The 24236-nt window shown below is 55.2% G+C and carries 19 protein-coding genes; 14 read left to right on the forward strand and 5 right to left on the reverse strand.

The features are described 5' to 3' along the window. Positions 1-11: 11 nt before the first annotated feature. Positions 12-1457 carry a C1 family peptidase gene (locus F7231_RS18665; RefSeq protein ID WP_166693041.1) on the forward strand — a complete coding sequence of 482 codons (1446 nt, stop codon included), beginning with the start codon at positions 12-14 and terminating at the stop codon, positions 1455-1457. On the opposite strand, the gene F7231_RS18670 is transcribed toward F7231_RS18665, so the two are convergent. The 4 genes from F7231_RS18670 to F7231_RS27760 form a co-directional block, all read right to left on the reverse strand. Continuing rightward, positions 1458-1640 carry a hypothetical protein gene (locus tag F7231_RS18670; protein WP_166693042.1) on the reverse strand — a complete coding sequence of 61 codons (183 nt, stop codon included), beginning with the start codon at positions 1638-1640 and terminating at the stop codon, positions 1458-1460. It lies immediately after the preceding gene. Between the two features lie 172 nt (positions 1641-1812). Further along, positions 1813-2553 carry an SDR family oxidoreductase gene (locus tag F7231_RS18675; RefSeq protein WP_085414116.1) on the reverse strand — a complete coding sequence of 247 codons (741 nt, stop codon included), beginning with the start codon at positions 2551-2553 and terminating at the stop codon, positions 1813-1815. Positions 2554-2781: 228 nt separating this feature from the next. Beyond that, positions 2782-3354, reverse strand: a complete 573-nt coding sequence (locus F7231_RS18680) for a DUF2911 domain-containing protein (RefSeq protein WP_085415219.1) — start codon at positions 3352-3354, stop codon at positions 2782-2784. An 85-nt stretch (positions 3355-3439) separates the two neighbouring features. Next, positions 3440-7069, reverse strand: coding sequence for a T9SS type A sorting domain-containing protein (locus F7231_RS27760; protein WP_166693043.1), 3630 nt, complete (start codon positions 7067-7069; stop codon positions 3440-3442). Between the two features lie 238 nt (positions 7070-7307). On the opposite strand from F7231_RS27760, the gene F7231_RS18690 reads away from it, so the two are divergent. The 11 genes from F7231_RS18690 (at position 7308) to F7231_RS18740 (ending at position 19625) form a co-directional block, all read left to right on the forward strand. After that, on the forward strand, positions 7308-8759 hold the full coding sequence (locus F7231_RS18690) for a glycoside hydrolase family 88 protein (protein ID WP_166693044.1): 1452 nt from the start codon (positions 7308-7310) through the stop codon (positions 8757-8759). A gap of 45 nt (positions 8760-8804) precedes the next feature. Next, positions 8805-10250, forward strand: coding sequence for an oxidoreductase (locus tag F7231_RS18695; RefSeq protein ID WP_166693045.1), 1446 nt, complete (start codon positions 8805-8807; stop codon positions 10248-10250). Between the two features lie 2 nt (positions 10251-10252). Continuing rightward, entirely contained in the window at positions 10253-11029 is a 777-nt protein-coding gene (locus tag F7231_RS18700; RefSeq protein WP_166693046.1) for a 3-ketoacyl-ACP reductase, read from the forward strand. A 207-nt stretch (positions 11030-11236) separates the two neighbouring features. Next, complete coding sequence (locus tag F7231_RS18705) at positions 11237-12538, forward strand: Gfo/Idh/MocA family oxidoreductase (RefSeq protein WP_085414111.1); 1302 nt, start codon at positions 11237-11239, stop codon at positions 12536-12538. 141 nt (positions 12539-12679) lie between these two features. After that, positions 12680-13912 carry an MFS transporter gene (locus F7231_RS18710; RefSeq protein WP_166693304.1) on the forward strand — a complete coding sequence of 411 codons (1233 nt, stop codon included), beginning with the start codon at positions 12680-12682 and terminating at the stop codon, positions 13910-13912. Positions 13913-14086: 174 nt separating this feature from the next. After that, the gene (locus tag F7231_RS18715; RefSeq protein WP_166693047.1) at positions 14087-14260 is read left to right on the forward strand and encodes a DUF1059 domain-containing protein; all 174 of its coding nucleotides are present in this window, start codon (positions 14087-14089) and stop codon (positions 14258-14260) included. 80 nt (positions 14261-14340) lie between these two features. Next, positions 14341-14631 carry a DUF4242 domain-containing protein gene (locus F7231_RS18720; RefSeq protein ID WP_310589350.1) on the forward strand — a complete coding sequence of 97 codons (291 nt, stop codon included), beginning with the start codon at positions 14341-14343 and terminating at the stop codon, positions 14629-14631. 287 nt (positions 14632-14918) lie between these two features. Continuing rightward, entirely contained in the window at positions 14919-16508 is a 1590-nt protein-coding gene (locus F7231_RS18725) for an amidase (RefSeq protein WP_166693048.1), read from the forward strand. A 61-nt stretch (positions 16509-16569) separates the two neighbouring features. Next, complete coding sequence (locus F7231_RS18730) at positions 16570-18786, forward strand: penicillin acylase family protein (protein ID WP_166693049.1); 2217 nt, start codon at positions 16570-16572, stop codon at positions 18784-18786. 99 nt (positions 18787-18885) lie between these two features. Then, on the forward strand, positions 18886-19260 hold the full coding sequence (locus F7231_RS18735) for an iron chaperone (RefSeq protein ID WP_085414106.1): 375 nt from the start codon (positions 18886-18888) through the stop codon (positions 19258-19260). 203 nt (positions 19261-19463) lie between these two features. After that, the gene (locus F7231_RS18740; protein WP_157510672.1) at positions 19464-19625 is read left to right on the forward strand and encodes a hypothetical protein; all 162 of its coding nucleotides are present in this window, start codon (positions 19464-19466) and stop codon (positions 19623-19625) included. A gap of 5 nt (positions 19626-19630) precedes the next feature. On the opposite strand, the gene F7231_RS18745 is transcribed toward F7231_RS18740, so the two are convergent. Further along, a complete protein-coding gene (locus F7231_RS18745) occupies positions 19631-21811 on the reverse strand; it encodes an ice-binding family protein (RefSeq protein WP_166693050.1) in 2181 nt (726 codons plus the stop codon). Positions 21812-22613: 802 nt separating this feature from the next. Between F7231_RS18745 and F7231_RS18750 the strand changes: the two genes are divergently transcribed. Together F7231_RS18750 and F7231_RS27895 are read left to right on the forward strand one after the other, a co-directional pair. Further along, entirely contained in the window at positions 22614-24023 is a 1410-nt protein-coding gene (locus F7231_RS18750) for an OFA family MFS transporter (RefSeq protein ID WP_166693051.1), read from the forward strand. Between the two features lie 11 nt (positions 24024-24034). Further along, on the forward strand, positions 24035-24154 hold the full coding sequence (locus F7231_RS27895; protein ID WP_445451888.1) for an MFS transporter small subunit: 120 nt from the start codon (positions 24035-24037) through the stop codon (positions 24152-24154). Positions 24155-24236 lie beyond the last annotated feature (82 nt).

The raw sequence follows: 24236 nt of genomic DNA on the forward strand, positions 1-24236 counted from the left end.
CACCTCTTCCCATGAAAACCACTCTATTGCTTCTGCTGGTACCGTCCTGGCTGGTTGCCCAGGGGTTACGCATTGATGACGCCCGCTATGCAGACCTGCCACAAAAGCGGTCGAGTGAGGGAATTGGCAAGTTACCCGCCCGGATCGATCTGTCAATGTTTGCGCCAGAGGTCATCAACCAGGGTGATAACGGTATCTGCGTGGCGGTGTCGGTAGGGTATTACATGCGGACAATTCTGGAAGCCCAAAAACGACAGGTGACCAGTCGGCTGGGTATGGGTCAGGTAAATAAGCTCCGGTTTTCGCCCTGGTATCTCTATAATACCATTAAAGAGGCAGGGGACACGGATTGCAAGGCTGGTATCGATATTGGCGCCGCGCTGGAATATATCAAACAGAAGGGTCTGCCTGCTTATTCCGCAGCCGCTACCCAAACCTGTGAACCACCGACGCCTTTAGAGGCTACACCCGATTCCCGGCTATTGGATTATGTGAAGCTGTTTGGCATTGTAGATGATCGGAAATTGAAAGAGCTGGCTACTAAAAAAGCCCTTTCTGAACTGTCGCCCGTAGTCGTAGGTATTCAAACAACGCCCTCACTAAAGAGCCTAACCCTCAGAAAAACCATTGTGCCGCGCATTAGCTCGGCCTTGGCAGGGCAACGGGCTACGGACCGATCTGCCTTCACGCTCTGGCGACCCGAACTGTCTTCATCGCTCAGTTTTGGGCACGCCATGTGTGTCGTTGGGTATGACGATACCATGTTTGGCACTGGTGCGTTCAAGCTGATCAACAGCTGGGGCACGAACTGGGGCGACAACGGCTACTTCTGGATCGCCTACGCCGATTTCGGCCAGTATGCCAAATACGGGTACCAGGCTTATGTGCAGACTGCCGGGTCACCAACCGACATTATCCTCTCGGCCGATATCGCTATTTCGACTGCTACATTCTTCACCGGTACCGATCAACCCGTTGAGCGCATTAAAAACGGGACTACGCTGGCGGCTTACCGGGTCATAAAACCACAGCGAACGGGTACACCGTTCAAGTTCAGCGCCCGCCTGTCGAAACAGACGTACCTGTATCTCGTTACGGCCAATTCGACGGATGAAGTGGCGACGAAGCTGTTTCCGGAACAGGGCTACAGCCCTCTGATTGGCCGTGATACCCGGGTGGAGTTGCCCAATGGTACCCTGTTGCGGCTCGAGGGCGCACCCGGACTGGAATACTGGTTGTTTCTGTTTTCTGAGACGGCCATCGATATAGATGATTACATCGCGAAAATTAACGCACAAAAAGGCCCATTTTCCAACCGTGTGCAGACTGCGTTCGGCGATGCACTGGCACCGTATCAGCAGATTAGCTACAAAGACAAGAAAATGGGCTTCTTTCTGAAAAGCCAGCACCGGGGGCGAATCGTGCCCCTGCTGGTCAGCATGAATCACGTGAAGTGATCAGGCTTTTTTGGAACGGGAGCCTGCCAGATAGCCAACAACCAGGCCGATAACGATGCCGATACCAACAGATAGCAGATCGATACCTGACGATGTTGAGCCGTCGGTGTCGCGGTGAACCTGAGCGAATGCACCTACGGCGACAAGTAACAGGCAAGCAGTAGAAAGGAGGGCTTTTTTCATGAGGATGGTGTAGCTGGGTCGGAAGTAAGTTTCAGCGTACCAAGTAATGAAATTTTCTGACCAAAACAGCTTTCTGTACCCGTTCATTTTCAGGCTATTTACTGTCAGGTAAGCAACCGCTCTCGAATCACCCGCTTTCACCCGGTTGGCAACGGCTTTCCCGCTGATTAAGCTAAAATCGGCTGTTCATCTGCCTGAAAATCTCGTCGATCTCCTGGCGGGAAGCCATTCGATTTTTCTCGGATGTACCGTATCCGATCTCCTGCGCCCCCGCGTCGAGGCCGCTCATCATGGCGTCGGCGAAGTCGCCCACAGGCACGCCAAACGTATGCAGCCCGGCTCCGCCCAGGTCCGTATTCACCGCGGGTGGCACCAGTTCAATCACTTCAATCGACGTGTTAGCCAACTGATGCCGGAGTGACATCGTAAAGGAATGCAGGGCTGCTTTGGTCGCACTGTAAATGGGGGCAAACGAACCCGGTACGAAGGCCAGACCGGATGTGACGTTAATGATAGCCGCTGCCGGTTTCTGACGCAGGTGCGGAATAAAGAGCGTCGACAGATGAAGCGGCGCTTCCAGGTTGATCGCAATCTCCTGCTGGCTCTCGCTCCACTCATCCGGGCTATTGGTCAACTGCATCCGGCGTTGAATGCCGGCGTTGTTGATGAGTACGTTAATCTCAGGGCATTCGTCACGTACCCAGTTGCGTAGGGCAATTCGTTCACTTGCCTGTCCCACGTCGCACTGACGGACGCGGAGCTGTGGGTATTGCTGCTGCGCGTCCTGCAGTTTATCGGCTCGCCGGCCGCAGATCGTCACCTGACTACCTGCCTGGAGAAAGCGCTCGGCCAGGGCCCAGCCAATGCCGGATGCACCACCGGTGATCAGCACGTTACTTGATGTACTATCCATAAAGAAGCGGTTGTTGTTTGGTATACCAGAATTAGATGGGTTTGTTTGGCAATGATGTGACCAGGTGCTCATACTGCCGCCATGCCAGGGCCACCGAATTGGCCCGATGTATCGGTTGGCATCGACCAGGTACGTGGTTAAACCAAAATCGCTTTCCGATGCTCCGTCCGGGTAGCAGCAGAAAGCGATTGAGCACCGTCGGGAATGTGACGGGGTTGATCCGGAAAGTTACAGGCCAATCGGAACGGCGACCACGGTGGTATCCCAGCCCATGTACATGGTGGCGTTTTTGGCGTCTTTTTTGGCAAACTGAATCGAGAAGTTTTCAAGCAGGGCCTCCGACTTCTGCACAGGTACGTTCACACGGGCAACGTCGAGGGCCGGGTTATAGCTATAAGCACCCCACTGATCCACGTCAGAACTGAGGATGATCGTCCACTCGGTTTCGTTCGGAATGGTCAGCAAGGCGTAACTGCCCGCCGGTATTTTCTTGCCGCCTATAGTTACGTCCTGGTAGAACTTGATCTCCGGGGCTTCGTTGGCTCCTGCCCGCCACACCTTGCCGAAGGGTACCAGCTTGCCAAACACCTCACGGCCGTTTTTGGCCGGGCGGTTGTACGTGACCCGAACCATCGCCTTGTCGGTACCAATTTTAGCCGGAGCAAATTTACGGTCATGGGCATAGTCATCCGGGTAATAGGCCATGTCCATCGGGGTTTTATCGAGGCCACGAAATGTCTGGGCCGACGCGCCGGTTACTGCCAGAAATAAGCAGCCAAGAAGTAGTGCAGTCTGTTTCATCATGTGCGTTAGCAAAGGAGAACGGGATGTTGGTCAATGGTCAGTCATTGACCGGTTGAAGGTACATCACCGACCACCGACTTGGCTACTTCACCTTTAAAATCCGTCGCGTAATGCGGTCTGTTCCCTGTTGAATCTCGACCAGATGAACCCCGCTGGGTAGTGAGGTGAGGTCTATCGTCGTCGAGAAGGCCGTACTTTCTTTCGCCACTGTGAGTTGCTTGTGCATCACGCCGAGGTTGGCGTCCACCAGACGGATACCTACGTTGCCCAGGTACGTGCTCGTCCAGGCCAGGGTAATATAGTCGGCCGAGGGGTTCGGATAAACCCGAATTGTGGGCGAAGAGGGGCTTTCTTCTGCTGCCGCCATCCGCGCCGATCCCGACGTACCTATCACAAAGATGGGCGTTTCGCTAACGGTTAACGCAAGGGTGCCGTTGGTGGCTGTAAGCTGCTGTACACGCATCGTGTCGCAGCCGGCCTGTGGCGTATATATCCGGGCGGCTGACTTACTTCCCAAGTCGAGCGTGTACGTTGCCGTGCGACCTACTTCATCGGGAACCCAGAGGGCATAGGCCGACTGCCCGTTGCATTCATAGCGGTCTACATTCGGATTGGTGCTGATGGTCTCTTTAAAGACGTAATCGCCCAGCAGCTTTTTGGTCTGGAAGAAGTAGTCGGCGGTCGGTTTACGTGAGAAGTCCCCATTGATAAAACCCATCGAGCAAAACTGCGTGGCACAATCGAGGTTCAAGTCATACGTCTGGTAAAAATCGACGCGTTCGATGCCTTCCCGACCGTAGAGTAGGGCCGTGCGTAAATTCCAGTCGGCCTGGGTTTGCAGCACCGATTTGTTGCCGATGGCAATGGCCTTCAGCGGGCTGCCCTGGTTCAGGTCGTACCCGGTTTCCGACAGGTAAACGGGCATGTCGTAACAGGCTTCATGCGCCAGTTTCAGCACATTGCGGGCTACCTGCGCCGCCACCGACAGTTCGGGCGCCACACCCCGCGACGAGGTGCCACTCTGCATCGAATTGGCGTTGTCGGGATATAGGTGGTAGTTGATCACGTCCCAGCACAGGTCCACGCGTCCGTCGGTTTTGTAGCCCCGAAACTCTTTGCACCAGTCAATCATGCCCCGAATGTAATCGGTGCCGTTGGCTACTGAGCTAAGCCCGCCCATGACAACCACCATGCTTGGATCGGCATTTTTTACGCCTATTGCGGGGCCCATCGTGTTTTTATGCCCATCGTAAAACGCCGACATGTTGGCGGCGTATTCGCGGCCGGTCTGGTAGGCTTTCCGGCCACTCCACCATTTGTCGCGCTCGTTGTCGCATTCGATGTAGTTGATCAGGCCCAGGCCAATCTTAACCTCGTTGGCGGGGTCGTTTGTCCACCTGATTTTAAGGTTCACCTTCACCAGAGCGGGGTCTACCTGCTTGTTTTTACCGTACCGGGCGGCATATTGGAACGCCGTTCTGGCCTGCTCGATGTACGATTGAGGCTTGGCAAAATCACTGCCAAAGCGCACAGGTACGTTGTCGGTTCCCTGCTGATCGGCGGGGTACGTTGCCTTCAGGTAGGGCGAAATGTCTTTGAAACAGGCCATGATCTCGATGCCTTCCGCTTTGCTGCGCTCATACATCAGGTCGTAGTTCCAGCCGCCGGCGTGGGTTGGGTTGAAGGTGTAGTTGCCTTCGGTCAGCTCCAGCTTTTCCCAGTCCATGTAGTGCCGAACTACGCCGAACGATTGCATCGCCCGTAGTTTAGGTGCCGAAATGCCCGGTACTCCTGCCTGGTAGAAATCCCACTCGAACCCATTGATGCCCAGCAGGTTCTTCATCATAGGTGATTTTTTGGGCTGGGTGCCCGCCAGTGGGGTAGGGGCTTGATAGGTACCGTACAGTTCGAGTTCGCGCGGCCAGAAGTCGGTGGTGTTTATCACCAGATAGCGCGCACCGGTGATGGCACTGTCGAGCAGGAACCGGGCGTCGCCCGCCGGTTGCCGCTGTGGGTAAGGGCCTACCCATTCGTTGTAGGCCAGTCCCTGAAACTGCGCAATCTCAATGCGGCGCCAATCGTTGGTGATGATCGACAGCCGCAACGGGCTGGTCGAATTGGTACCGAAGCCGTCGTAGAACTTCACTGCTTTTATCGCCATCGATTCACCGGCTGCCAACGGGTAGTAGGCGTCGTAGGTAGGCAGAATTTTGCCCCAGCCCGTCTGAACTTCGGCGTCCGTTTTACCGTCGAACAGGACGTCGAGGCCTTTGTCGGTGTTGTTGAGCTGGTACCAGCGGCTGCCGGTCAGCGGAATTTTAGTGCCCAGCGATACGGCAACCGTTGCCGAGACGGCGGTGGTAGTTACGGGCGTGGTGGTCGTTGACCCAACCGGGGTCGTAATCGCTGTGCCGAGCGGATGACCATATACCCGCACTTTCAGCGGCAGGGCATTGCAGTATTTGCGAATGACAATGGCATCGGCCGTGAGGGGCTGAGTGAGTTTCAACTCTACCCAGGTCAGGTACGTCGGGCCGGTAAAGGTGCCAATCAGGGTGCGGGTGGTGCCGTTCACCGCGTAGATCGACGCGGGCGTGGCCGTCCAGATGTCGTGGCCATCGTACAGCTCAAGCTTGTTGATCGTGCTCTGCGCTTCGAGTTTCAGGGTCAGTTCCAGCCAGCGGCAGTTGTTGCTGCTGTAATCGTCTTTAACCAGACTGCTGATGTCGTCGTTCAGGTACGGGGTGTAATCCTGCGGGGTGGGCAGGTCAGTCGTGACGGACACGACTTTTACCCGTTCCTGCGCATACAAAATGGCGTCCAGTGGATCGGGGGGAAGTACCACGCCGTAGGCCCGGATTTTTACCGGAATGGCGTTGCAATACTTATGAATCAGAATGGCATCGGCAACCAGCGGCTCGGTGGGGCTGTACGTTTTGAAAACCTGGTAACCGTCGCCGGTGAATCGCCCGATCAGGGTTTTCTCTTTGCCGTTCAGGGCGTAAATATCTGCCGGAGTCGACTCAAACGTCCCTTCGGCATCGTATACATCCAGCTTGGTGAGCAGGCTTTTTTTCTCCAGTTTGATGGTAACGTCTGTCCAGATGAAATTGGTTGGCTGCCAGTATGAAGGAACGGGCTTGCTGAGGTCATCAGACAGGTAGGCCGAGTAATCCTGGCCGGTGGCGGGGTTGTCAGAGGCAGACACCAGCTTCAGCAGATTAAGCGGACGTGGAATAACCGTAGCGGCTGTTAAGGGCTGACCAAATGCCTTGATCTTCTGGGGGATGTTGTTGCCGTACTTGTAGATCATGATGGCATCGGCAACCAGGGGCTGAAACGGGCTCACGGTCACCCAGTTCATGTAGGTAGCTCCATCAAACGAGCCAATTAGAACACGCTGCGTGCCATTCATGGCGTACAGCAGGGCTGGCTTGTCGGCAAACGTACCCTGATAATCATACAGGGACAGGCGGGTAACCAGCGATTTCTGCTGAAGTTTAAGCGTAACCTGTACCCATTTCGCGTTCTCCGACCAGGCGTCTTTAACGAGCTTGTTCAGGTCGTCGGTGAGCCAGGGCTGGTAATCCTGACCGGTATTTTCCGACGCCGATACCGACGTAAAGCCAAGCCGCTGGTCAGTGGCAGTGGTCTGGGCCAGGGCAAAACGACTTAGTAAAAAGCAACAGATAAACAGTAGAGAGTGCTTCACCCGACAGACGGTTAATGGTTAGTAAAGAAATACGTAGAAATGACCAGCTAAATTAGTGCCAATTGTTAGAAGGCTACTTAATTGATCGGCTGAGTGTTAAATAAATTTTAAGTTATCAGGTATTTGAAGACGGTAGCAACGGATTTATTGACTGAGCGGTGGATCAGTAAGCTGTTTGGCTACAGTTCTTTTGTGGGTGAACGTACCTCATTACGTTCCTGCCTCTTCTACTCACAAAATGATTCACATTAACCCTTCGTTTAAACCGGCTGATCTATCGGCTAAACTTCAGCGATTCTGGACCCTGTCGGGCGAAAAAATAAAACTGATCGAGCAACAGTACGACTCGGCAAACGGGTCGCCGGTGTTCACCATACAGGGCCGCTACACAACCCGGGGCTGGACCGAATGGACACAGGGCTTTCAGTACGGATCGGCCATTTTGCAGTTCGATGCCACCAACGATTCGGAGTTCCTGGAATTGGGGCGCCAGAAAACGCTCGAGCTGATGGCCCCGCACGTTAGCCACGTAGGCGTGCACGATCATGGTTTCAACAACGTAAGCACCTACGGGAACCTGCTGCGGCTCATGAAGGAGGGGCGTATTCCAGTCAATGAGTGGGAGGCGAATTTCTATGAACTGGCCCTGAAAATATCGGGAGCCGTTCAGGCCAACCGCTGGACACCAATTCAGGGTGGATCGCCTGCCGCAGGGACGCCTGCCGGATTCATTCATTCGTTCAACGGGCCACATTCGCTGTTTGTCGATACCATCCGGTCGTGCCGTTCGCTGGTTGTCAGCTATTTGCTTGGCCATACTTTTCAGGGGGAAGGCGATGTGCGCCTTAATTTGCTGGAGCGGGCGATACTGCACATCAAAGCCACTGCCGATTTTGCGGTTTATTACGGTGAAGGCCGCGACGCTTACGACGTGTGGGGCCGCACTGCCCACGAAAGCATCTTTAACGTCACCGACGGGAAGTACCGCTGCCCGAACTCGCAGCAGGGGTACACGGGGTTCAGCACCTGGACCCGTGGTCTGGCCTGGGCCATGTGTGGGTTTGCCGAAGAACTGGAAGCCCTGGCGACCATCCATGATGACGAGCTAACTGGGCTGGGTGGCCGTGAACCGCTGGAAGCAATGATGCTCAAAGCTGCCCGCGCCACCTGCGATTTTTACATCGAAAATACGCCGACCGATGGCGTTCCGTATTGGGACACCGGCGCGCCCAGCCTGCACAAACTAGGCGATTACCTGAATCGTCCCGCCCGCCCTGTCAACGAACATGAACCGGTCGACAGTTCGGCGGCGGCCATTGCAGCGCAGGGGTTGCTTCGTCTGGGCAACTACCTGATGAACAAACAACGCACCCATACGGCGGGCGTCGACGAAGTGGGCCTGTTAGGTCAATCAGACTGGCAGGCCGGGCATTCCTACTGGCAGGCCGGGCTGACGGTACTGGGCACGTTGCTCGATGAGCCATACCTCAGCACAGCGCCGCAGCACCAGGGATTACTGCTCCACTCGATCTATCACCGTCCCAATGGCTGGGACTACGTACCCAAGGGAAGCAAAATTCCCTACGGCGAGTCGTGCATGTGGGGTGATTACCATATCCGTGAGGCGGCGCTGTATGTGCAGCGAGCTATTGACCAGGCCCCGTACTACCTGTTCTTCAACTGTGCCTGATCGTTTTTCTGCCCCAATCCTTTCCTGCACCCTGCCTACCTAACCATGAGCGGAAAATACAAACCGAAGTACACCCGGATGGCCCAGATCAAAGCGGCTCCGGATCTGGCAACGTACCTGCAAGCCAACGGCGTCGACCTCGCCTTCGACGATACGCTGCTACCACCCGCCGACAGCCCGTTTAACCGGCCGATTCACCTGAAGTCGGGCAAGACGATTGGCAATAGCCTGTGTATTCTGCCGATGGAAGGCTGGGACGGCACGCTGGACGGCAGACCCACCGATTTTACCCGGAAGCGGTGGCTGAAATTTGCCGAAAGCGGGGCTAAACTGCTGTTTGGTTGTGAGGCCGTGGCGGTGTATCATGACGGAAAAGCCAACCCCAATCAGCTGGTAATCAATCACGAAACGGTGGGGGGACTGGCTGCACTGCGGCAACTGATTGTCGACACGCATGCCGCCAGTTTTGGCCGCACCGACGATCTGATCATTGGCCTGCAACTCACGCACTCAGGCCGATTCTGCAAGCCCAATAGCCACAAGCAGTTTGAGCCCAAGCTACTCTACCCGCATCCGTACCTCAACCAACGCTACGGCATTGAGGCCGATTACCCAACACTGACCGACGAGGCAATCGACGACATTATTGAGCAGTACGTTGCTGCGGCGGTGCTGGCGCAGCAGGCCGGATTCGATTTTGTCGACATCAAGCATTGCCACGGGTATCTGGGCCATGAATTTCTGAGCGCGGTTAATCGGCCCGGAAAGTATGGCGGCAGTTTTGAGAACCGAACCCGGTTTTTACGCAGCATTGTCGCCGGTATTCAGCACGCTGCGCCGGGCCTCGAACTGGGCATCCGGCTGAGTGCCTTCGATCTGTTGCCGTTCAAGAAAGGAGAAAATGACGTGGGCGTACCCGAGCAGACCGACGCTTACCCCTTTGCCTTCGGTGGCGAGCAATCGGGCCTCGCCATCGACCTCGACGAACCGAAAGCGTTTCTGGCGCTGGCGCAGTCGCTGGGGATACAGCTGATCTGCATTACGGGCGGTAGTCCCTATTACAACCCCCACCTGATGCGCCCCGCATTGTTTCCGCCTTCCGATGGCTACCTGCCGCCGGAAGATCCCCTGATGGGTGTAAAACGGCAAATCGATGTGACCCATGCATTGAAAAAGGCCTTTCCGGAACTGGTCGTCATTGGGTCGGGCTACTCGTATTTGCAGGAGTGGCTCCCCAACGTGGCCCAGTATGTGTTGCGAAACGGCATGGCCGATAGCGTGGGCTTTGGGCGGATGGTGCTCTCGTACCCAACCATGCCCGCCGACATGACAGCCGGTCGGACACTCGTCCGGAACCAGATTTGCCGAACGTTCTCTGACTGCACCACGGCCCCCCGAAACGGCCTGATTTCGGGCTGTTACCCGCTGGATACGCTGTATAAGAAACTGCCAGCTGCCGAGCAGCTGAAAGCCATCAAAGAAACGCTCTGACCATGACAACACGCCGCACGGCTTTCATCACGGGCAGCAGCCGGGGCATTGGGCTGGGCATCGCTGAGCATCTGGCCAGAAAAGGGTTCGATCTGGCTATTAACGGTGTCCGCGCCGAATCGGAGGTGACCTCGGTACTGGCCGGTTTGCGCGAACTGGGTGCCGACGTGATTTACTGCCAGGGTAGCATTGCCGAGGCCGACGCCCGGCAGGCGATGCTGACCAGGATAAACGACCATTTCGGGCGGTTAAACCTACTAGTCAACAATGCAGGGGTGGCACCCCGTGTTCGCGCCGACATATTGGAGGCTACCGAAGAGAGCTTCGATCAGGTGCTGACGACAAATCTGAAGGGGGCGTACTTTCTGACGCAGGCAGTGGCCAACTGGCTGATTGAGCAGAAGAAGGAGGCGACTGATTTTCAGGGAAGTATTATCACTGTTTCGTCTATCTCGGCCACGGTTGCGTCAGTAAATCGCGGCGACTATTGTATTTCTAAGGCAGGGCTGAGCATGGCAACTCAGTTGTTTGCCGTGCGGCTCGGTGAGTTTGGGATTCCGGTCTACGAGGTACGTCCGGGGGTCATTAAAACCGATATGACGGCGGGTGTATCAGCCAGGTACGATCAGCTGATTGCCGATGGCCTGACGGTTCAGCCACGCTGGGGCCTGCCCGACGACGTAGGCCGTGCCGTAGCGGCCATTGCCGAGGGTGGATTCCCCTATTCAACCGGTCAGGTATTTATGGTCGATGGCGGCCTGACCCTGGCCAGACTTTGAGTTACGTATTGCTTATAGAGTAGCTTATGCAGAGTACTTTATTGGTTGCAGTGCATTGGTGCTTTGGTTTGGTATCGCTTACGCCTACTCGAACGGACACGCCTAAGCAACGTACCTGGCGAGGCAATCAACGCGAAGCAATGCACCGCCCCGGTTAATTGCCAATTCTTTGCCTATTCCTAACAGTTAATTCCTTCCCTTACAACCATGGACAAGTCCCCTTTTTCCCGGCGGAAATTTATTCAGACTGCCGCCGCAGGTACGGCCGTTTTGGGCCTGCCCACCCTGATTCCGAGTAGGGCCTTCGGGGCCAACGATCGGTTACGCGTGGCCGTTATTGGCCTCAATGGCCGGGGCAAAGACCACATCGCCGGTTTCTCAAAACTGGAAAACGTGGAAGTAGCTACCCTGTGCGATGTCGACAAGGTGGTGCTGCAAAAGTCGGCTTCTGAATTTTCGGAGAAATACAACCGGAAAGTGAAAACCGAGCAGGACCTGCGGAAAGTCTATGACGACAAAGACATCGACGCGGTGAGTATTGCCACGCCCAACCACTGGCACGCACTGGCCGCCATCTGGGCGTGTCAGGCAGGTAAAGACGTGTATGTCGAGAAGCCGGGCTGTCATAACCTGTTCGAGGGGCGTAAGCTCATCGAAGCGGCCACCAAATACAACCGGATTGTGCAGCATGGGGTGCAGCTTCGGAGTTCGGTAGCCATTCAGGAAGCTATCAAACACCTGCGCGACGGCCTGATCGGGAAGGTGTATATGGCTCGGGGAACGGTGTATAAGTGGCGGCCCGACATTGGCAACATGGGCAATTCGCCCGTGCCCGAGGGGCTCGACTGGGATCTGTGGCAGGGGCCGGCTCAGGCGCGTGAGTTCAGTAAAAACTACGTGCACTACAACTGGCACTGGTTCTGGGACTACGGCAACGGCGATATCGGCAACCAGGGTATCCACGAAACCGACCTCTGCATGTGGGGGCTGGATGTGGGCTTGCCCGAAAAAATTACGTCGGCAGGGGGGAAGTTCCTCTGGAATGACTGCAAGGAAACGCCCGAAGTGCTAACCTCGACGTACCACTATCCCAAACAGGGCAAAGTGATTCAGTTTGAGGTACGTCCGTGGATGACCAACAAGGAAGACGGCGTGGAGGTCGGCAACATTTTTTACGGCGACAAAGGCTACATGGTGATCAACGGCTACTCGGATTACAAGACGTACCTGGGCCGTAACCGTGAACCTGGCCCCGCCCGGAATGCCGGTGGCGATCACTACAAGAATTTCGCCGACGCCGCGCGGGCCCGGGACAAAAAGATGCTGAACGGTCCTGTTGAAACGGCGCACCTGGCTTCATCGCTGGCGCACCTGGGCAACATCGCCTACCGCCTCGGCCGCACCCTCGATTTCGACCCGCAGAAGGAAGTATTTATCGGCGACAAGCAGGCCAACGCTATGCTAACCCGTAAATACAGAGCCCCTTACCTGATCCCAACAAACGTTTAATTCCTAAACCGTCAGTCGCTGCGCGTCGTCAGGAAGCCAGTCAGTATCGTTACTTGTTGAACGGGGCCAACCAGCCTATCGCAACAAGTAATGATACTGACTGACCGGTTGCTGATGCGTTGGTACTGGCTGTCACTAGCCATGATTACACAGTCTGCTTCGACCCGACAGAGCCTGTTCCAGTTGCCCGTTTTGGTGGCTGCCCTGGGTTATTTCGTGGATATGTACGACCTGTTTTTGTTTAGCGTGGTTCGGGTACCAAGCCTGAAGGCCCTGGGCGTAACGGGCGAACAGCTATTACCCGAAGGTGTCTTTTTGCTCAACATGCAACTGGCCGGTTTGCTCATCGGGGGCGTGCTATGGGGCGTGCTGGGCGATAAGCGGGGCCGGTTGTCGGTGCTGTTTGGTTCTATTCTGCTCTACTCGCTGGCCAACATCGCCAATGGCCTGGTTACCAACCTGGGGCAATACGCCGTGCTGCGTTTTATTGCGGGCATCGGTCTGGCGGGAGAACTGGGGGCGGGCATTACGCTCGTGGCCGAAATCCTGCCCAAGCAGATGCGTAGTTACGGCTCCATTCTGGTGGCGACGATGGGCGTGCTGGGAGCTATCATGGCCTATTTTGTGGCCGATCTGTTTGCCTGGCGCATGTCGTACTACGTGGGTGGCGGGCTTGGGCTATTGCTGCTCGTGTTGCGGGTCAACGTTTTCGAATCGGGCCTGTTCGAACACCTGAAGACCCAGCGGGTCGAGCGGGGTAATTTTCTGAAGCTGCTGACAAATCCGCAGAGCCTGCGCAAGTACGTGCTGGCCATTGTGATGGGTATTCCGCTCTGGTTCGTCGTAGGCATCCTGATCACCTTTTCGCCGGAATTTGGGCGGCACGCGGGTTTGGTCGAACCCATTATAGCGGGTAAGGCGGTGATGCTCGCGTTTGCCGGTCAGTCGGTTGGTGATATTGTGAGTGGATTGCTGAGTCAGCGGTTGCAGAGCCGCAAAAAAGCGATCCGGATTTTTATTCTGCTCTCGTTTGCCATGATGGTCGTCTACTTGCTGGCGCCCATTCGCGAAACGGGTCAGTTCTATTTTATCTGCGCCTGTCTGGGTTTTTGCAATGGCTACTGGACACTCTTCATTGTGTTGGCTGCCGAGCTGTTTGGTACCAACCTGCGGGCTACCGTTGCTACGTCGGTACCGAATTTTGTGCGGGGGGCAACCGTACCGCTCACCTGGCTTTTTGTTTCGCTTAAACCATCGCTTGGCCTCACCTACGGCCCCTTGCTCATTGGTGCCGTCATTGTGTTGTGCTCCCTGCTGGCGTTGCATTACCTGGAGGAGACCTTCTCGAAAGACATGGATTACCTGGAAGCCTAGGTCGCCTGACAGGTGGATTGTAATGGGTTGATTAGTAGTAGACTGGCTCTTACTCAATTGGGTGACCACTTAATAAAACGACTTGGTTGAGTGGCCGTGAAGGGTAGTACATTACTGGACGGGGTCAACTGGTGCCTCGTTTGTTGAACGACTACCTTAACTAACACAACTACCATGAAAACGCTTAACTGCCGCGATGCGGGCTTCGATTGCGACGCCAAAATTCAGGCCGAAACCGATGAGGAGATTATGGCTCAGGCCGCTAGCCACGCCAGTTCTGTACATGGCGTAACGGTAACGCCCGACTTGGCCGAGGGCCTGAAATCGCTGATCCACGAAGAAGCCTGAGCGGGTACGTCCGGCAGTGGAGTCCAGTAACCATATAAAAACGGGGCGAGTCCGAAAAGCCATACGAGTAGGAACCCACGATGATACGTATATTCCGTATGCCTAAGTATGTGATCGAGCGTGAAATTCCCGGTGCTGGTGGTCTGTCGGCCGATCAGTTAAAAGGTATTTCACAAACGTCCTGTGGTGTATTGAGCAACATGGGGCCGCAAATTCAATGGCTCCAGAGCTACGTCACTGGCGACAAAATCTATTGTGTATATATCGCACCCAATGCCGACATGGTCCGCGAACACGCCAAACAGGGCGGTTTTCCGGCTAACGCAGTCAATGAAGTGATGACGGTCATCGACCCGACCACGGCCGAGTAAAGTCGTTCAGTTCAGGGAAGCGCCCAGGCTATTCTATTTTGTCCGTTGCTGTTGGCTGAAGCCAATGGTAACGGACAAAAGCCTCGTCGGGACTACGCTTGTATAGTCCCAGTGGGACTTTCAGTTATAGCCATTGGCGTCAATCAACGGTACCCGGGCGAAGCATGCCTAAGCGAATGTAAGGCGACGCCAAATTGACAAACTGCTGCTATATTTTGCGGGTATCGCGTTCTTTTGGCGTATAAGCCTATTTTTACCATACGATCCGATTTACTGCAAGATCTGCTATGGTAAAAAGAACCCGCCCACTTCATCTATCGATTTTTCTCGCTTTTCTACTGCTGACCAATGGGCTTGTCAGGCATCCGGCGCTTGCTCAGGCGAGGGCAGCATCAGCTTCCGGTTCATTCGAGTCCGTCGAAACAACGATCGGTGCCATTCACCAGGCATTTCGGGCAGGAACGCTCACAAGCGAACAACTGGTGAAGTCGTACCTGGCGCGCATTCAGGCCTACGACCAGCCCACCAAACTCAACTCGATTATTCTGGTGAACTCCGAGGCCGTAGCTACTGCCCGTGCGCTGGATGCCGAGTTTAAGAAAACCGGTAAACTGCGGCCCCTGCACGGTATTCCGGTGATCGTGAAAGACAATTTCAATACCAAAGGGCTGCAAACAACGGGCGGCTCCATTGCCCTGAAAGGTTTCGTGCCGACCGAAGACGCCTGGCAGGTGCAGAAGCTGCGGGAGGCGGGTGCCATCGTGCTGGCCAAATCGAACATGGCCGAGTGGGCGTTTACTCCCATGCATTCGCAGAGTTCGATGGCGGGCGAAACGCTGAACCCCTACAACCTGGCCCATGTACCTGCGGGGTCGAGTGGGGGCACTGCGGCAGCCGTTGCGGCAAATCTGGGCACCGTCGGCCTTGGATCCGATACCGGTAATTCCATTCGCGGTCCGGCGTCGCACAACGCCCTGGTGGGCCTTCGCACGTCGCTGGGGCTGGTGAGTCGCTACGGCATCATTCCGCTGTACACCCGCAACGATGTGGGCGGACCGATGTGCCGCACCGTCGACGATGCCGTTCGTGTGCTGGAGGTAACCGCGGGGTACGATCCGCATGACCCGATCACCAAAAACAGCCAGGGACACGTACCCAACAACTACCGGCAGTTCCTCAAAAAAGACGGACTCAAAGGCGCTCGCATCGGGGTGATGCGGCAACTGGTCGACAAGAATATTCACCCGGAAATCAAACAGCTATTCGATCAGGCCATTGCCGACATGAAACGGGCTGGTGCGCAGGTGGTCGACGTGACAATTCCGAATTTCGATTCGCTACGCGCCAACCAATGGTGCGCCGACTTCAGGGTCGATCTGGAAACGTACCTGCGCACGTTTGTAAAACGGGATACCCTCCGAACGCTGGAAGACATCATTAGGGTGGGTGGTTACTCCGATATTGTGCGCGACCGGCTTATCTCCCAGCAAACCCATAGTGGCCGCCCGGTGCATCCTGAAATTCCGTGTGGCGATGCGTTCACTGATCCGCTCCGGATTGCCTATCGTAACGGCATCGAAGCCGAAATGGACCGGCTAAAGGTCGATGCGTTGATTTACCCAAGCTGGAACTACCCGCCCGCGCTGGTTGGCGACGCTAAAGGCTATAAAGGCGACAACAGCCAGCTTATTGCCCCGGCAACCGGCCTGCCCGCCTTTACCATTCCGATGGGCTACACCACCGGCGACTTGCCCGCTGGCGTGCAGTTTCTGGGCCGTTTGTTTGCCGAGCCAACCCTGATCCGCCTAACCTACGGCTATGAGCAGGCAACGCACCACCGCAAAGCTCCAAACCGGTTTGTCGCCCTGGGGCAGTAACGCGGCCTGCCCAGCCGGTGAACGTCCGCTTCGTATCCATTCTTCATCATTCCTACGTCCAATGAATCATTTCCAATCATGGTCGGCCAGCGTTATCGTTGCCTTGATCGTTCTGCTGAGTGCACCCACCACAAACGGGCAATCAGCCAGTAAGGCCGATATTACCCGCTGGCAGCAGCGCGCCAAACAGGTCACCATCACGCGCGACACCTGGGGCGTTCCCCACATTTACGGCAAAACCGATGCCGACGTTGTGTTCGGGCTTATGTTCACCCAATGCGAAGACGATTTCGGCCGAGTTGAAGAAAACTACATCACCTCAATTGGGCGGCTGGCCGAACTGGAGGGCGAATCGGCCCTGTATCACGATCTGCGGGCCCGACTCTTCATGGACTCGACGCAGGCGATGGCGATCTACAAAAAGAGCCCCGTCTGGATGAAGCAATTACTCGACGCCTTCGCCGACGGCATGAACTACTACCTCTACACCCATCCGGGGGTGACGCCCAAATTGCTGAAACGGTTCGAACCCTGGATGCCGCTACTGTTCAGCGAAGGCAGCATCGGCGGGAACATCAGCGTAGTGCCGACCGAACGCCTGAAAGCCTTTTATGAGCCGCGCAAATCGACCTCGTTCGTGCCGGCCTATGACCATTACGAACGTGAGTCTATCGGGTCGAATGGGTTTGCCATTGCCCCGTCGAAGAGTGCCACTAAGAACGCGTTACTGCTGATCAATCCGCACACGTCGTTCTATTTCCGGTCGGAGGTGCACATGGTCAGTCAGGCGGGATTGAACGCTTATGGCGCCGTTACCTGGGGTCAGTTCTTTGTTTATCAGGGCTTTAACGAGAATTGCGGCTGGATGCATACGTCGAGTTACGCCGATTCGATGGATGAGTACCTGGAGACCATCGAGAAAAAAGGCAATGCGTTGTTCTACAAGCACGGCACAACGCTGAAACCGGTACGGACACAGAAAGTACGGTTGCCCTACAAGTCGGGGAATGGCCTTCAGTACAGGGAGTTTACCATGTACTTCACGCAGCATGGGCCCATTGCCGGTGAAAAAGACGGTAAATGGATCGCGATCAACATGATGAATACGCCGCTGAACGCCCTGTCGCAGTCGTACCTGCGCACAAAGGCGAAAGATTACGCGAGCTACAAAGAGGTAATGAAGCTGAACGGAAACGCATCGAACAACACGGTCTTCGCCGACCGGAATGGCACGATCGCTTACTGGCACGGTAACTTCATGCCCCGGCGTGACCCTGCCTTCAATTGGGAACAGCCCGTAGATGGCAGTAACCCGGCCACCGACTGGAAAGGGCTGCACCCGATCGAGGATATTGTGCAGGTACGTAACCCGGCCACCGGCTGGATTCAGAACTGTAATTCGACCCCGTTCACGGTATCGGGCCCCAGCAGTCCGGACCCGAAAAAATACCCCGCTTACATGGCCCCCGACGCTCAGAATTACCGGGGTATCAACGCTGATCGAGTGCTGAGCCATAAAGCGATCTTTACGCTCGATACCCTGATTGCCGCGGCCAACGACCCGCACCTCGCCGCGTTCGACGACCTGATGCCGCCCCTGCTCAATGCTTACCAGACCGTTTCGGGCGAAGCCGCCAACCAGTCGAAAGACCTGGCCGAGGCCATTCAGATTCTTACCAGTTGGGATCGGGGGTACGGCGTTAACTCGGTTGGGCAGACGCTGGCTATCCTGTGGGGCGAAAAAGTACAGCGGCTGGCTCGTAACCGGGCCGCGGCCGATCAACGCTTCGATAATCTCGGGCTTATTGCCTTCACGAATGAGAAAACGACAGCGCAGGAAAAGGTAACTGCCCTGGCTGAGGTGCTCACTGACCTGACCCGCGACTTCGGCACCTGGAAAATGCCCTGGGGCGACTTGAACCGCTACCAGCGCCTGACTGGGAAAACGCAGGAAACTTACGACGACCTGAAGCCCAGTATCCCCGTCGGCTTTACCTCATCGGCCTGGGGATCGTTGGCGGCATTTGCAGCCCGAACGTACCCAGGTACTAAAAAGCGGTATGGTAGTGTCGGAAACAGCTTCGTTGCCGTAGTTGAGTTTGGCAAGCGCATAAAAGCCCGCTCCGTGGTGACGGGTGGTCAGAGTAGTGTACCGGGAACACCGCATTTTACCGATCAGGCCCCGTTGTACACCCAGGGCAAGTTCAAAGACATCTGGTTCTACCCCGAAGAAGTACAGCAACATGTCGAAAAAACGTACCATCCCGGTGAAAAATAACCCGGACTTTTAAAAGCAATACTAGCTTGCTAAGCACGCTCGGAAACGCGAAATTTAAGCCATACAACGTACCCGATACACTACGAAGTGCTACGCGCAATGAAAGCAGATATCGCCGCTCCCAAGACCATCGATGAGTACATATGGGCCTTTCCAGAGCCCGTGCAGTACTTGCTGGAAGAACTGCGACAAGTAATCCGGGAAGCTGCTCCCGATGCAGAAGAAGCGATCAGTTATCAGATGCCTGCGTTCAAGCTGGCCGGTAAGTTGGTCTATTTCGCCGCGTATAAAACGCATATCGGGTTCTACCCAACGCCATCCGCCATTACTGCCTTCGCCGACGAGTTGACCGCCTATAACTGCGCGAAAGGCACCGTACAGTTTCCCCTCGACCAGCCCCTCCCGCTCGACCTGATTACCCGAATGGTTCAGTTCAGGGCGGCCGAGAATCGTACAAAAGCAGCAGCTAAATGAAATGAGTAACCAAAAAAAGCCTACCACGTGACTTGATAGTCAAAGGGTAGGCTTTTCTATGCATGATCGCAGGCTGTTGCTCAGTGAGAAGGCTGTCCGCTAACTAACTCATCAGTAAGCCGCTTGCTCGGTTAACCAAAACCAACCGGATGGGCGCGCGTTTCACGAAAAGTTAGTCAGTAAAAAACTCAACGAATTCAGTTATGAAACTTGTCGTCATCCTGTTCAGCATCAGCAGTTGGCTCTGGGGGTCCGTTCTTGTTCACGAGAAAGCAAACGCCCGTCAGGAAGCAGCCCGTAAAGAAGCAATGCGTCAAACCAATAAAAGCAGCAAGCCTACGGTAATCGGTTACAGGCGGCCCTGACCCACTTACCGGACACCAACTCCCTTCGTTTTACGAACCACAAACGGCACGCAAACGTCGGTCGGACAGTCGCAGACGGTAGGCTGTAGTATAATCGTAACATCCATGTAGCAACCATTGCCATTAGTCACCCGAACGGTGTACGCCTGCGCTGTTGCCGGATTAGCCAATGCGTTGGTTAGCAGTCCGCCGGCTGGAATGGTCTGCGGGGCACCCGATAAGGAATTGGCCGTGTCGAAGGTGGCGCCGAGTGAATACTGATAGGTATGTGTAGCTGTAAACCCGCTCAAGACGATCTGCCCGTTATTCTGCGCGGAATTGCTTATACAGGTAGCGGCCAGCGCAACGGCCTGAAAGACCGGCATGGTGTCTGCCTCCACGATAAACGGACAGCAGGAGAAAGTCGGACATTGGCTGCCTGCATCGTCGATGCCCAGGCTGTACGATCCCGGCTCGCTCACCATCAGTTCATTGGTCACCTCTCCTGGCAGGAGCACCCCATTTTTGTACCAGCGGTAACTGGCGCTTCGTTCGGGCACTGACAATATATACTGATCGCCGGTGCACAACCGAACCGGAATAGACGTACAAACGCGGACGGTATCACCGGGAATACTGGCTGAATTATACAGAATGCCTGAGTTGTCGACTTTCACCTGAAACGTCAGACTAAGGCTTTGCCCGGCACCCAGCGTGGCAATCGACCAGGTGCTGATGGGGATGCCCTGGGTAAAGGTGGTGCCAGCGGGTACCGTTGCGGAGTTAGCTACGTAGGTAAGCCCCAGCGACGTTGAGTCCCGAACAACAATATTGGTTGCCACGCCGCTTCCTGAGTTGGCCACGACAAGGGTGTAGGTAAGCAGCTCGCCCGGCCTGGCGATCGATCGGTCAACCAGCAGATTTAGGGTCAGCGTTGGCGTCAGGGCCGAGAAGCCGGGGTTGACGGTAGTCGTCTGTCCAGCCGTGAGCGTTACAGCCCCCGTGCCGCCAGCCGTTGCCGAGTAGCCGGTCGGCGTAGAGAAACTAAGCGAATAGGGGGTGCCAGCGCTTAAGCCAGTGAAACTATAACTGCCGGTCTGGTCGGTTGTTGTCGTGCCAATGACACCTCCAGCCGTGGTGGATAGTGTTACACTGATGCCGGCCAGCGGCGTGTCGCCACCATCCAGACTGCCATTTTTATTGACGTCGGTATAGGCAATACCGCCCAGCGTTGCCGATGTGGCGGGCGTGGTTGTGCAGGAAACTGGTGCGGTATAAGACGTACCTGCCGTACTACAGGCTGGTCCGGTGATGGAAACGGTGTGTGCCCCTGTTCCTGAAGGCAGGCCTGCCAGGCTGAAGGCCACGGTAGGTTGCCCCGACGTCACGGTCACCGTGGTGGTGCTTGTGCCATCGGTAATAATCAGCGTGCCCGCCATGGCCGACGTAAGAGACACCGTACCTGAGACCGTGTACGCGTTGGTAGCCGAGTTACAGGTTCCTGCCGTAACCGCCACGGTCATGGTGGGCCCATAGACAGAAACGGTATTGTCGGTGATAGAGATAGCTCCACCAGTCGACAGAACTCGTCCGTAGAGCGTTGCCCCGGAGGCGAGAGCAATCGCCCCGCTGGCCAGAATTGTGCCATTAAACAGAGAACCTGTTCCCAGGCTGACGGCACCGGTCACCTGAATATAAACATCGCTGGCGCAGGCCCCATTGATTAATCTGATCTCTGAACCCGAGGCGGTGGTCAGAGCGCTGTTCAGCTTGATGATATACGTACCTGGCCCATCCAGCGTCAACGTACCTGACAGTGACGAAGCCGCTGCGGTTGGCTGACAATACACGCCCGGTGTAAGTACCTGACCGTTCCCCAGCGTTGGGCCAATTGTGGTGCCACACGAAAGAGAGGCAAGGTCAGCATAGGCGGCAGCTATGTCGGTTGCTGTCTGGGCGGCCTGGGTACTACCCGCCAGCCGGATGGAGCCAGTCAGCGTTCCGGGAGGAAAAGCAGTAAAGGCGCCCACGTTTGTGCCAACATCGCCTGTAACGGTCGCTGCGCCGGTACTGGTAAATGCCCCGTTGGCTGTGAAAAGAGCAAAGGAAGCAGCTGTTCCCAGATTAGGAGCCTGCCCGTAACTAATGTAGGGAAGCACCAGGAGCAGCAACATGGAATGTAGAAGGAGCCGTAAATCTTTCTTCATGATTGCAGGAATAGATAAGCAAATCGCTTGTAACGTGACTGAATGGGGTGGTGCTGTTGCACTGGCTCTGCGGTGAGCAGCCAGCGTGAATCGGTTTTGAGCAAAAAGGCAATAGAAAAGGCCATCGCTGTTATTTTGGAAACCGCGATTAAGAAAACTGTGAGATGAGAGGTAGTCGGCGGTCTGGTCAGAACAGGCCGATGTGTTAACCTAAAGTACACACACCCGGATACAATGAATCGGATGGTCTACTTGATGCATAGGATGCCAGAGTAGCCTGATTCTTCTAGCTCTGGTAACACATAGTAGAGGGAAATCCTGGCGTTCTTCAGTTAAACAATAAGCGGTAATCGCCAGGAAAGCTGAGAGTAAAATAATGGGGATGAGGTAGTTGTCTAGTCATTAAAGCCCATGAGCTCTGTTGGATACAACCGCCTTACGATGGTCTTTACAAAAGTCAAGCCAGACTTAAATTTGATGAGGTAACGGTCCTATGTAGGCTGGACGTTGCATTTAGGCGCCTTATTTACGCTGAATGACCAGTATGAAACCAGGTTGACTGATAAATAGTATCGTGCCAATTGTGAACGGTAAGTAACTAAACAATTCACCTGAGGACAGACCGGCAACATAACCCTGTTGGTTTAACGATCTTTTTAATCGAGGTAAAATGCGATTTCTCAACAAAGGATGTTAATACACGGTTTTGATCTGTATAGCTTTATTAGCACACCTGCCTCATCTTCGGTTCACTCGTGACGTGCACGCTTGTCCTTACGAGTCGCTCTAAACCAACACACATATGGCAGCGTTAGCATTTCTTGATCGTGAAAATACCGTTGCCGGGCCGGGGTATAGTCGCTGGTTGTTTCCGCCGGCGGCACTGGCCGTACATATGTGCATCGGGCAGGCCTACGGGCTGAGTGTGTTCAACATCCCGTTGTCGCAGTTGATCGGAATCACCAAACCGGCTGCGGGCGACTGGTCGCTGACTGCCACCGTACAGGTCTTCAATTTTGCCTTCTTTTTTCTGGGAGTCTCGGCTGCCTTATTCGGTAAATGGGTAGAGCGAAGCGGACCGCGAAAAACGATGCTTACCTCGGCACTCTTTTTTGCCAGTGGGTTTATGGTATCGGCGTTAGGCGTGCGGTTACACAGCCTGCCGCTGTTTATCGGCGGCTACGGCGTACTGGGTGGAATCGGGCTGGGGCTGGGGTATATATCGCCCGTGTCAACGCTGATCAAGTGGTTTCCTGACCGGCCAGGCATGGCAACGGGGATGGCCATTATGGGCTTCGGCGGTGGCGCTATGATCGGTTCTCCGCTGGCTGTCGGTCTGATGAAATATTACCAAACCCCAACCTCGCTGGGTGTGTCGCAAACGCTGGTGACGATGGGGCTTATCTATTTCTGTTTCATGGTATTCGGCTCCGCGATGGCCCGTGTACCACCAGCCAACTGGCAACCTAATGGCTGGACACCGCCCGCTGATACTGGTAACAAGATGATCGCTACGGCCAGCGTAACCGCCGACAATGCTATCAAAACCCCACAGTTCTGGTTACTTTGGGCGGTTTTGTGTTTGAACGTAACGGCTGGTATTGGCGTACTGTCGCAGGCATCGCCCATGATTCAGGACGTGTTTTCTGACGTACGGCTGGGGGCAGGCAACGGGATCACGGCCGAAGCTGCCGCTGGCTTTGTCGGGCTGCTCAGTCTGTTTAATCTAGCGGGCCGATTTTTCTGGTCGTCACTGTCCGACAAAACGGGCCGTAAACTGATCTTTATGATTTACCTGGGTTTGGGGGCGGTGCTGTATACGGTCATTCCATCATCGGGTAGTATTGCGCTGTTTGTGGGTACGTTCTGCATCATTCTTTCAATGTACGGCGCGGGCTTCTCTACTATCCCTGCTTACCTGCGCGATATGTTCGGAACCCTGCAGGTCGGGGCTATTCACGGCCGCCTGCTGACAGCCTGGAGTACCGCCGCGATCATAGGCCCGAACATCGTTACCTTTCTGCGTGAGCACTATATCGAGACTGGTAAAGCGGCTGGCTTGTCAGAGAGTGCAGCGAAGGCAGACGCGTATGGCACCACTATGTATATTATGGCGGCCTTACTTGCGGTCGGGTTCGTGTGCAACCTTCTGGTGAAACCCGTTGCCGCTAAATACCAGGTGAAGTCAGCTGAACAAGTAGCAACAGCTTAATCGAAACGGATATGGAAAAGCAGGAAAAAACACCGATACTTCTGATTGCCCTGGCCTGGATTACGGTCACTATACCGCTTCTCTGGGGCGTCTCGCAAACGTTGTTGAAAGCACTAGCGCTATTCAATTAACCCGTATTCCTACTTTAAGTAGAAAATGATGAGCCTACACTGACTCACCCGAGTGGTACCTGGTTAGGGCTAGATCAACAAA

It is taken from the genome of Fibrivirga algicola (assembly GCF_011742925.1).
Lineage (GTDB): Bacteria > Bacteroidota > Bacteroidia > Cytophagales > Spirosomataceae > Fibrella > Fibrella algicola.

Coding starts and splice junctions, on each gene's coding strand:
- F7231_RS18745 (WP_166693050.1), bottom strand. CDS start 21,811: ATGAAGAAAGATTTACGGCTCCTTCTACATTCCATGTTGCTGCTCCTG.
- F7231_RS27895 (WP_445451888.1), top strand. CDS start 24,035: ATGGAAAAGCAGGAAAAAACACCGATACTTCTGATTGCCCTGGCCTGG.
- F7231_RS18725 (WP_166693048.1), top strand. CDS start 14,919: ATGGTAAAAAGAACCCGCCCACTTCATCTATCGATTTTTCTCGCTTTT.
- F7231_RS18715 (WP_166693047.1), top strand. CDS start 14,087: ATGAAAACGCTTAACTGCCGCGATGCGGGCTTCGATTGCGACGCCAAA.
- F7231_RS18680 (WP_085415219.1), bottom strand. CDS start 3,354: ATGAAACAGACTGCACTACTTCTTGGCTGCTTATTTCTGGCAGTAACC.
- F7231_RS18750 (WP_166693051.1), top strand. CDS start 22,614: ATGGCAGCGTTAGCATTTCTTGATCGTGAAAATACCGTTGCCGGGCCG.
- F7231_RS18690 (WP_166693044.1), top strand. CDS start 7,308: ATGATTCACATTAACCCTTCGTTTAAACCGGCTGATCTATCGGCTAAA.
- F7231_RS18670 (WP_166693042.1), bottom strand. CDS start 1,640: ATGAAAAAAGCCCTCCTTTCTACTGCTTGCCTGTTACTTGTCGCCGTA.
- F7231_RS18705 (WP_085414111.1), top strand. CDS start 11,237: ATGGACAAGTCCCCTTTTTCCCGGCGGAAATTTATTCAGACTGCCGCC.
- F7231_RS18700 (WP_166693046.1), top strand. CDS start 10,253: ATGACAACACGCCGCACGGCTTTCATCACGGGCAGCAGCCGGGGCATT.
- F7231_RS18730 (WP_166693049.1), top strand. CDS start 16,570: ATGAATCATTTCCAATCATGGTCGGCCAGCGTTATCGTTGCCTTGATC.
- F7231_RS18695 (WP_166693045.1), top strand. CDS start 8,805: ATGAGCGGAAAATACAAACCGAAGTACACCCGGATGGCCCAGATCAAA.
- F7231_RS18710 (WP_166693304.1), top strand. CDS start 12,680: ATGATTACACAGTCTGCTTCGACCCGACAGAGCCTGTTCCAGTTGCCC.
- F7231_RS18720 (WP_310589350.1), top strand. CDS start 14,341: ATGATACGTATATTCCGTATGCCTAAGTATGTGATCGAGCGTGAAATT.
- F7231_RS18675 (WP_085414116.1), bottom strand. CDS start 2,553: ATGGATAGTACATCAAGTAACGTGCTGATCACCGGTGGTGCATCCGGC.
- F7231_RS18665 (WP_166693041.1), top strand. CDS start 12: ATGAAAACCACTCTATTGCTTCTGCTGGTACCGTCCTGGCTGGTTGCC.
- F7231_RS18740 (WP_157510672.1), top strand. CDS start 19,464: ATGAAACTTGTCGTCATCCTGTTCAGCATCAGCAGTTGGCTCTGGGGG.
- F7231_RS18735 (WP_085414106.1), top strand. CDS start 18,886: ATGAAAGCAGATATCGCCGCTCCCAAGACCATCGATGAGTACATATGG.